The sequence below is a fragment of the Candidatus Thioglobus sp. genome (assembly GCF_028599055.1).
Classification (GTDB): domain Bacteria; phylum Pseudomonadota; class Gammaproteobacteria; order PS1; family Pseudothioglobaceae; genus Thioglobus_A.
Genome location: NZ_JAQRMS010000052.1, coordinates 1 through 8886 on the forward strand (window position 1 = coordinate 1; position 8886 = coordinate 8886).

Below are 8886 nucleotides of genomic sequence, written 5' to 3' on the forward strand. Positions count from 1 at the left end.
GCGGTAATGCCTCTTGTTTTATCACCACCACGGTATAGTCGCTCACCTAGAGCAATATTTGCTGTTTTGCTGGCAACACCTTGTGCAACACTTTGCTTAGAGAAGTGGGCTGCTAAATTAGCCATATCATCTGCTGATAAAGCTGCAACAATACCCGCCATTAAGCTATCTTTACGATCACCTGATTTAAAATCAGTTAATTGCTTAAAAGTATAACCCTCACCCTGGCCAGCAATTTTAGGAAAATTTGGCACCATTGAATTACCATTAACACCATGACATGCTGTACAAGTTGCAGACTTGGCCTTACCCTTGGCTGCATCGCCTGCAGCGAACGTATTAACTGAAATAAAAGCCAATGCAGCGCTAAAAATAAATGCTAGTTTGTTCATGTGTGTCCTTTTTTGCAAAAAAATAAGCCGATATTATACGCTAATATCGGCTTATTCAAATGATGAAATGCGCCACGTGGCGCAAGTAATCTATTGACCTGCTAAGTAGTCAGCAATCGCTTGCTCTTGACCTGCTGCTAATGGCGCCATAGCACTCATTGTAGGGTCTTTACGTGCACCAGATTGGAAATCTTTAAGTGCTTTAACTACGTCAAGATCTGGACGCGCTGATTTTGCCAATGATGGGTATGTTGGAATAGCTGATTTACCACCCACACCGTGACAAGCAGAACAACCCAGTGCATCATATGGGTTTGCTTGAACAGAACCCATTGCTAATGTAGCTGCAGCTACTAATAAAACCTTCTTCATTACTCTCTCCTTGTTTTGTAATAATATAAAATGGTATATAGTTCAAACACCACTAATTTTTGATTATACATAGTTTTTCAATGCGCAAACACTACCATCAAGCCAAATTCTTACTTTCTTGCCCGTCAATCAAAGGCGCACCTACAGATGAAGGCTTCGAAGTTATCTTTGCTGGCAGATCCAATGCGGGTAAATCTAGCTCGATTAATACACTTACCATGCAAAACAAACTTGCCAAGGTATCACGTACACCGGGGCGCACACAGCATTTAGTTTTCTTTGAGTTGGACAAAGACAGGCGTTTGGTTGACCTGCCAGGCTATGGTTATGCCAAGGTGCCTGAACACGTTAAAAAACAATGGCATCAAGACATGAGTGAATACTTTGAAAAACGTGATTGTTTGCGCGGCGCGGTTTTGGTGATGGATGTACGCCACCCACTCAAACCTTTTGACAAAATGATGCTAGATTGGTGTGTCAGCATCAATCTTCCGACGCAGATTCTCCTGACTAAAGCCGATAAACTCAAAAAAGGCGCTGCTGCCAATGCTTATCAACTGGTTAAAAAAGAAATTAAAAACCATCCTTATGTTGATGTACAGTTATTTTCTAGCCTAAAGCGACAAGGCCTGGATACCTTATGGTCACGTCTTGATACTTTTTTTGGCTATATAGAGTAAATGCACTTAAATGTTGATCTAGGCCATCTTCTAGCAACTGACACAATTGTTGTTGCTAACAATCGCCAGGTGCTAGCCTTTAAACAAAGCTTCACTCAACAACAACCAAACACCCAATTACCTAAAATATTTTCCTGGATTCAGTATCTTAACCATTATTGGAAAACTCGCCAGTTACACAACCAAAGTCGGTTAATTAATGCGATAGAGCAACGACACTTAATTGAATCATCACTTAAAGTTTGTGGCCAGTCTAGCCACCCGCAGCTCATCAATGAGGTGGTTAAAAATTATGATTATTGCACCAATCACCAAATCCCATTAAGCCTATTAGCACAATCAAAAATTCAAGCCAGTGAGGTGTTCGCTCAATGGATATCGCATTATCAGCAATATAAAAAAACACTAAATGTAATCGATACGAACGATTTGGCCAGCTTAATATTGACTGATGACAAATTAACACAATCTCTTTTTGTTTACGGCTTTAAAACACTCACACCCTTGCAAGATAAGGTTTTTAAAGCGCTCAACTACCAAACACTTCAGCTACAACAAACGCAATCAACCGAACAGTATTGTTTTAACAATACCTTAGATGAGATTATCTCAGCTGCCAACTGGGCCAAGCAGCAGCAACAGGATAATCCGCACAAATCTATTGCCATTGTTTGCCCACAATTAAGTGAATTACAACATCAGTTAACCTCAATCTTTGATCAAGTTTTTGATGACCTGCTTACTGAAACAGGGCAAAAATCCTACAATATGTCATTAGGTTTACCCTTGTCTCAGTATGCATTAATCCAAGATTTGCTCAACCTACTCACTCTATCTGAGCAGCTTAAAAAGGATCGCATTGAATCATCTTTATTTACTCAAGTGGTTAGCAGCGTGTATGTCAAAGGTTATCAGTCAGAACGTAGTGCCAGACACTTATTAGCCAACCAAACTAGCGCCTTAGCGCTTGAATATTTCTCTTTAGAGCGGCTAGAAGATGCACTAACACAGTGTCCAATATTGTCAGAAATACTCAGCCAAATAACGCATCAAACTAACACACAAACCCTGGATCAACATTTAACAAGTTTTAATGCAACGCTTGAGCATTGGGGATTTGCCACCGATCGAAACTTAAGCAGTGGCGAGTATCAATTGTTGCAAAAATACTTAGATAGTTCACTAATACTGAATCAATTATCAATACATCAAGAACCGTGTAGCACCGTTATAGCACTACAGATACTCAAGGAAATAACCAGTCAAGTTATCTTTCAGGCGCAGTCTAGTCAATCCAATATTCAAATTATTGGCTCCTTGGAAGCTGAAGGGTTGCGTTTTGACAAAGCCTGGGTGATGGGTATGACACAAGGATTTTTACCGGCTAAACTTAATTCGCCACGATTTATTAGTGGTGCAATAGCCGCTGAATATCAAATTCCTCATAGCAGCTATGAATTAATCCAAACAGATGCGCAGAATACATTTGCCAACTTGTGTGCATTATCTGACCACGTCATTTTTTCTTATGCAAAATCACACGACGAATCAGAGCAGCTACCCTCTCCTTTGTTAAATGATTTTTATAAGCACAAGCCACAAGAGCCGTTCAACGTAGAGGCGATCAACCTTGAGTCTGTTGATAACCACAGTGCACCAGAGTTTTTAGATAAGCACATCAAATCTGGCGTTTCACTTTTAAAAGACCAAATGGCGTGTGCCTTCAAAGGGTTTGCACATCGACTAAATATCGAGTCAGTTGATGAGCCACATATTGGCCTAGATCGACGTGAACAAGGTAATGTTATTCATAATGCACTGCAGTATATTTATGAAGAAATAAACACCAAAGAGGCTTTACTAGCGCTTAGTTCATCTGAGCTTAACTCACTGATTAGTCGCAAAGTTTATGCAGCGCTTAAACGTCACGCAGAATCTGGCTTTAAAATCATTGAGAAAGCCCGGGTAGAGCAATTATTAGCTAAATTTATTGAAACTGACAAGCTTAGGGAAGATTTCCGTGTACTAGCTACTGAGCGTAGCGTGAGCGTAGATATTGCCGGACTTAACTTTAACACACGATTAGATCGACTGGATGAAATGAACAATGGCGACCAAATTGTGTTTGATTATAAAACTGGCGCTACCTCCACGGCCAAATGGTGCGGCGCACAAATTGGCGAACCACAGCTTCCTATTTACAGTATTACCAACAATACCCAAGGTGCGGCGTTTATTGAATTGACTTCAAATGGCGCAAGCTTTAAAGGATTGTCAAAAGATCCAGATTCACTGCCTAAACAATCTACTCGCAAAGGCAAGTGCCAAGATTGGGATGATCAATTAGCCACCTGGAAAAATCAACTTAATCAAGCCAGTCAAGATTTTCAATCAGGTCAAGCTCAGGTAGCGCCCAACAAAATAGCGTGTGATTATTGCGAGTTTGATTTACTCTGTCGCGTGCAAAAATAAAGCAATAATAGATTTCCTCTCTTGAGCGATCGCTTGTGCAATATTAGCTTTATCCAATGAGGCAATATCTATCGATGCCAATTGTTTTTTAAGCGCTGCAATTGGATTAATATCAACAGCCAACAATTGAAAAACTTGCAGCAATTCTTCAAATCTATCTTGACGCCTGAGTGCGTCGGTCTTGATAAAAAAATCATTGATCGCCTCAACTGTTTGCTGTTCAAATGCTTGTACAAATTGATAAAATTGCGCACTCAATTTGGCTAATTGCTCATATTGTTTGGGCACTTTAAGCTGCTGACAAACTTGAATAATGTTATCTAAATTTTCAGCAACCAGCCAAAGACAAAATTTAAGATGCGGTTGGTCAGTATCGACATGGTCTAAAAAATCAAACTGATTAACATGCTTAGTAGGTTGGTCAACACTCAATGATGAGAAGATGCGCTCATAGGCGCCACAGGCAGCTAACACCTTGAAAAAGGCCGAGGGTGTTTTATAAGAGAGTGACTTTGCCAACTCTTTAAAAACGCGCTCAGGGGTGAGTGCATCCACTTCGCCTGATGCAACCATGTCCTTCATTAAGCGATGCGTCGTATGTGCCACTTTAAAGCCAAATGGTTTAAAGCGAGCGGCAAAACGAGCCACACGCAGCACACGTACTGGATCTTCACTAAAGGCATCAGACACATGCCTTAACAAGCCATTATTTAAATCATCCTGACCATTAAATGGGTCGATTAATTCGCCATCTTTTTCAGCCATGGCATTAATGGTTAAATCACGACGCGATAGATCTTGTTCCAGTGTAACTGCTTTAGAGGTGTCAAATTCAAAACCTTTGTAGCCTTTGCCAACTTTGCGCTCGAGTCTGGCCAGCGCATATTCTTCTTGCGTGCCTGGATGCAAAAAAACGGGAAATTCTTTACCTACTTGACGATAGCCTAAATCCAACATTTCATCAGGTGACGAACCAACCACCACCCAATCTCTTTCGGTGTTTTCATCAGCAAGCCCTAATAAGCGATCACGCACTGCACCACCCACTAAATAAATTTTCATTATCTCAAATGTTGACTAAATACAAATATAATACCCTAATGGATTTAGATAATTTAACGCCCGAACAGTATCGAGTGACACAAGAGTGTGGCACAGAATCGCCATTTACTGGCAGATTTGTTGATCATCATCAGACTGGTCATTACGTGTGCATCTGTTGTAATCAAGTGCTGTTTTCATCAACTACCAAATTTGACTCTGGCACTGGCTGGCCTAGTTTTTATGACATTGCCAATGCCAATAGCGTGTCGTTGATTAAAGACAATACTCACGGCATGACCCGTGTAGAGGTTCGTTGTAAAAACTGCGACGCCCATCTTGGCCATGTGTTTACGGATGGCCCTGCACCAACCGGGCAGCGTTACTGCATCAACTCTGCCTCATTAGATTTTAAGGAATTGTAATGCATATTCATATTCTTGGTATTGCTGGCACTTTCATGGGTTCACTGGCACTAATCGCCAAACAACTCGGTCACACCGTCACCGGCCAAGATCAAGGCGTGTATCCACCAATGAGCACTCAGCTCGATGAGCAAAACATTAACTACACTCACGGCTATAACGTGGCGGATATGCCGCAAGCTGATGTCTTCATTATTGGCAATGCCCTATCGCGTGGTAACGACTGTGTTGAAGAGATTCTTAGCAAACAATTCACCTATACCTCAGGTGCTCAATGGCTGAGTGAAAATGTACTGCGTAATAAATGGGTGCTAGCCGTATCCGGCACTCATGGAAAAACAACGACAGCCAGCATGCTCGCCTGGATCCTAGACTATGCAGGATACAATCCTAGTTTTTTAATTGGTGGCGTGGTAGATGATTTTGGCGTGTCATCACGCTTGACAGATTCAAATTTTTTCGTGATTGAGGCAGATGAATATGACACCGCCTTTTTTGACAAGCGCTCAAAATTTGTTCATTACCATCCAAGAACACTGGTGATTAACAACCTTGAATTTGATCATGCTGACATTTTTGATTCCATCAAAGACATTCAAAAACAATTCCATCATTTAATTCGAACCGTACCAAAAGAAGGGCTAATCATCCATCCAGATAACACCCAAACAATTAACGAGGTACTCAATCAAGGGTTATGGTCGTCTGAGCAGGCCTTGCCTGCTCAGCAACTAACCGCCACCAAAACAGGCACAAGCTTTAGTGTTGAAGGTGCAACGGTTGATTGGCACTTGCTTGGTGAGCACAACATGCAAAATGGCATCCATGCGATTTATGCAGCGCACCACGCCGGCGTGACGTTTAATATTGCGTGTGAAGCACTAGAAAAATTCAAAGGCGTAAAGCGTCGTTTAGAGATTAAACATCAGGCAAATAACATCACGCTATATGATGACTTCGCCCATCATCCAACAGCCATTCGCACCACATTGCAAGGCCTGCGCGCCAAAGTAGGTGATGAGAAAATTATCGCCATTTTGGAGCTTAGATCCAACACCATGAAATCTGGCGTTCACCAGCAAAGCTTGGTCAACGCACTACAAGAAGCTGACCAAACACTTATCTTAAAACCAGACAATAGCAACTGGGATATCACTGCTTTGTTTGACTGCTCAAGTTTGTTTAATTCAGTGGATGATATACTAGCTCAACTTACCCAGATTGAACAAGGCCACCTAGTGGTTATGTCAAATGGTAGCTTTGACGATATATTTACTAAAATCATCGCACAACTAAATTCAGGAGCAGTCTAATGAAACCCATTGCTATCGCCCTAACTGGCGCTTCAGGCATGCCGTACGCCTTAACATTGCTCAAGGAGCTGATTAAAACACAAGATAAAATCTACGTCATGATCTCTCAAGCGGCCAATACTGTTATCGCCATGGAGACTGATCTGAATTTAGGCGCAGACACTCAGCTTGTTGAAAAGAACCTGACCAACTACTTGGGCGCTAAGGTTGGTCAAATTGAGGTTTTTTCTAAAAATCAATGGACAGCACCTGTTGCCTCTGGCTCTAACCCACCCAGGGCAATGGTGGTGTGCCCCTGCACCATGAGCACACTTTCGGCCATTGCCAATGGCCATGGTGATAATTTGATGCATCGCGCTGCTGATGTGGTGATTAAAGAGCAAAAGAAATTGATTCTAGTACCTAGAGAAACCCCTTATTCAGCCATTCATCTCGAGAACATGCTTAAACTATCTCGCCTTGGTGTGGTTATTATGGACGCCAACCCAGCGTTTTATCAGCAACCAACCTCTATTCAAGATTTGGTTAATTTTGTCGTAGCTAGAATTCTAGATCATTTAGCAGTAGAGCACAATCTTCTACCCCCTTGGCAAGAATGATTAGTATTATAGGCCTTGCCTATAATACTAAAAAGTGATAACGGTTAAACCTAATAAAGCTAAGAATATCGCAAAGAATTTTTTGAGTTTTTTGCCATCCACACTGTGTGCGACTCGCGCACCAAGTGGCGCAAACAAGACACTCATCAACACAATACTAATAAATGCTTCACTATGGATAAATCCCAAGCCATTAGTAACACCCTGTGCATTCCAGCCTGCCACGATAAAACCCAGTGCACCAGCAATGGCGATTGGCATGCCTACCGCTGCTGAAGTGGCGATTGCATTTTTAATATCAACATTATTGTAGGTTAAAAATGGCGTGGTCATGGTACCGCCACCAATGCCAACGATGGCCGATACCAAGCCAATAATGTAGCCAGTAATACGCCACACCCACTTGCCTAGGTTATCGGCATGTGCAGAACTACTAAGTCCAAAATACATAATCGCAGCAACACTAAATTCAAATAAGGCAAAGAAAATTCGCATAAAGTCAAAGCTCATGACTTTGGTGAGTAGCGCACCACTAAAAGCACCAAGTAGAATCGCAGGGGTGAGTTTTTTAAAATTATGCCAATGGATTGCACTGCGACTATGGTGAGCTCGAACACTTGAAATTGAAGTAAATACAATAACCGCTAGCGCCGTTGCGACAGCAGTATGCATTAACACTATTTGTTCTACACTACCACTCAACAAATATAATAGCGCTGGCACTATAATTAACCCGCCACCTACACCCAATAAGCCAGCAATAAAGCCGGAAAATACGCCTAGTAGTAATAACAGCGCTATTTCAGCCAATGACTTACCTCATCCACGAGCAGCACGTCTTTTTCATTAAAAAAATGATCTGCATTAACCATGCGCTGAGTGTATTGTTTATTAGTGGTATTGGAACGATCTAGCGCACTATGCATCACCGACTGAATGTCTTTTTCGCCATACAAATCAAGCACCGGTAAATTGATTTTTTTCAAAAAATTAACGGTTTTGTCAGGCATGCCAATACCAATAAAGCGCTCAACTGAATTGGCATTATTAGCCAAAAAATGCGTCGACATAACACTGCCCAAGCTGTGCGCAATTAAAACATTAGCATTAAGGTTTTCAGTTTGAAGATACTCGAGTGCAGATGCAATACGAGCATCGGAGTAATTCAATAATGCCATATAAGCAAGAGAATCATGATCATTATCCAAAACCGGCATTTGAATTGATAGCGTATTAAAGCCACGTTCCGTTAATGCTACGCGCAACGGCTGGACAACCTGCGGCCAATCCGGATGAACACCTAATCCATGAACAATCACAGCTGTCTGTTTAGTATCAGACTCACTTGGTGTGTATATGGCCATAAAATCATGACTGTTAGCGCTCAACCAAACAACGTCACCATCCATGATGCCGTCTTCCACCTGCTCAGCCCAGCGCGCCTCTTTGGCATAATCAGGCTGTGTTTGCGCAAAAGACAAATCAGCAAACAAAAGCAATATTAACGAAAGTATTTTCATCAGACCCCCTAAACCAATAAAGCAATTATAAAACAAAAAATTCGAAAAAAATGAAAATGACGGATTTTAATA

At 41.5% G+C, this 8886-nt stretch carries 10 protein-coding genes; 5 read left to right on the plus strand and 5 right to left on the minus strand.

Annotation, left to right across the window (positions count from 1 at the left end; genetic code table 11):
* Positions 1 to 392: cytochrome c (locus PSN35_RS04670; protein WP_300030146.1), on the minus strand; the 392-nt coding region annotated here is incomplete at its 3' end.
* Between the two features lie 90 nt (positions 393 to 482).
* Positions 483 to 764: a c-type cytochrome gene (locus PSN35_RS04675; protein WP_300030148.1), complete on the minus strand. Its 282-nt coding sequence runs from the start codon at positions 762 to 764 to the stop codon at positions 483 to 485.
* Positions 765 to 844: 80 nt separating this feature from the next.
* Here PSN35_RS04675 and yihA point away from each other — a divergent pair, with 80 nt between their 5' ends.
* Positions 845 to 1444, plus strand: coding sequence for a ribosome biogenesis GTP-binding protein YihA/YsxC (gene yihA / locus PSN35_RS04680; protein WP_300030150.1), 600 nt, complete (start codon positions 845 to 847; stop codon positions 1442 to 1444).
* Positions 1445 to 3916, plus strand: a complete 2472-nt coding sequence (locus tag PSN35_RS04685) for a PD-(D/E)XK nuclease family protein (protein ID WP_300030153.1) — start codon at positions 1445 to 1447, stop codon at positions 3914 to 3916.
* Here the strand turns inward: PSN35_RS04685 and PSN35_RS04690 are convergent.
* The gene (locus PSN35_RS04690; protein WP_300030157.1) at positions 3893 to 4978 is read right to left on the minus strand and encodes a polynucleotide adenylyltransferase; all 1086 of its coding nucleotides are present in this window, start codon (positions 4976 to 4978) and stop codon (positions 3893 to 3895) included. The genes PSN35_RS04685 and PSN35_RS04690 overlap by 24 nt on opposite strands.
* 38 nt (positions 4979 to 5016) lie before the next feature.
* Between PSN35_RS04690 and msrB the strand changes: the two genes are divergently transcribed.
* The 3 genes from msrB to PSN35_RS04705 are packed head-to-tail and all read left to right on the plus strand — an operon-like array spanning position 5017 to position 7294.
* Positions 5017 to 5382 carry a peptide-methionine (R)-S-oxide reductase MsrB gene (gene msrB / locus PSN35_RS04695; RefSeq protein WP_300030161.1) on the plus strand — a complete coding sequence of 122 codons (366 nt, stop codon included), beginning with the start codon at positions 5017 to 5019 and terminating at the stop codon, positions 5380 to 5382.
* The gene (gene mpl, locus PSN35_RS04700) at positions 5382 to 6695 is read left to right on the plus strand and encodes a UDP-N-acetylmuramate:L-alanyl-gamma-D-glutamyl-meso-diaminopimelate ligase (RefSeq protein ID WP_300030164.1); all 1314 of its coding nucleotides are present in this window, start codon (positions 5382 to 5384) and stop codon (positions 6693 to 6695) included. Before msrB ends, mpl begins: the two co-directional genes overlap by 1 nt.
* Positions 6695 to 7294 (plus strand): flavin prenyltransferase UbiX, encoded by a 600-nt coding sequence (locus tag PSN35_RS04705; RefSeq protein ID WP_300030166.1) that lies wholly within the window; start codon positions 6695 to 6697, stop codon positions 7292 to 7294. Before mpl ends, PSN35_RS04705 begins: the two co-directional genes overlap by 1 nt.
* 27 nt (positions 7295 to 7321) lie before the next feature.
* On the opposite strand, the gene PSN35_RS04710 is transcribed toward PSN35_RS04705, so the two are convergent.
* Both PSN35_RS04710 and PSN35_RS04715 read right to left on the minus strand, forming a co-directional pair.
* A complete protein-coding gene (locus PSN35_RS04710) occupies positions 7322 to 8104 on the minus strand; it encodes a sulfite exporter TauE/SafE family protein (protein ID WP_300030169.1) in 783 nt (260 codons plus the stop codon).
* Complete coding sequence (locus PSN35_RS04715; protein ID WP_300030172.1) at positions 8092 to 8814, minus strand: DUF3530 family protein; 723 nt, start codon at positions 8812 to 8814, stop codon at positions 8092 to 8094. The genes PSN35_RS04710 and PSN35_RS04715 overlap by 13 nt, the downstream gene beginning before the upstream one ends.
* Positions 8815 to 8886 lie beyond the last annotated feature (72 nt).

Bases quoted from the DNA above. Each gene is read 5' to 3' on its own strand.
- PSN35_RS04675 (WP_300030148.1), bottom strand. From the start codon at position 764: ATGAAGAAGGTTTTATTAGTAGCTGCAGCTACATTAGCAATGGGTTCT.
- yihA (WP_300030150.1), top strand. From the start codon at position 845: ATGCGCAAACACTACCATCAAGCCAAATTCTTACTTTCTTGCCCGTCA.
- mpl (WP_300030164.1), top strand. From the start codon at position 5,382: ATGCATATTCATATTCTTGGTATTGCTGGCACTTTCATGGGTTCACTG.
- PSN35_RS04715 (WP_300030172.1), bottom strand. From the start codon at position 8,814: ATGAAAATACTTTCGTTAATATTGCTTTTGTTTGCTGATTTGTCTTTT.
- msrB (WP_300030161.1), top strand. From the start codon at position 5,017: ATGGATTTAGATAATTTAACGCCCGAACAGTATCGAGTGACACAAGAG.
- PSN35_RS04705 (WP_300030166.1), top strand. From the start codon at position 6,695: ATGAAACCCATTGCTATCGCCCTAACTGGCGCTTCAGGCATGCCGTAC.
- PSN35_RS04685 (WP_300030153.1), top strand. From the start codon at position 1,445: ATGCACTTAAATGTTGATCTAGGCCATCTTCTAGCAACTGACACAATT.
- PSN35_RS04690 (WP_300030157.1), bottom strand. From the start codon at position 4,978: ATGAAAATTTATTTAGTGGGTGGTGCAGTGCGTGATCGCTTATTAGGG.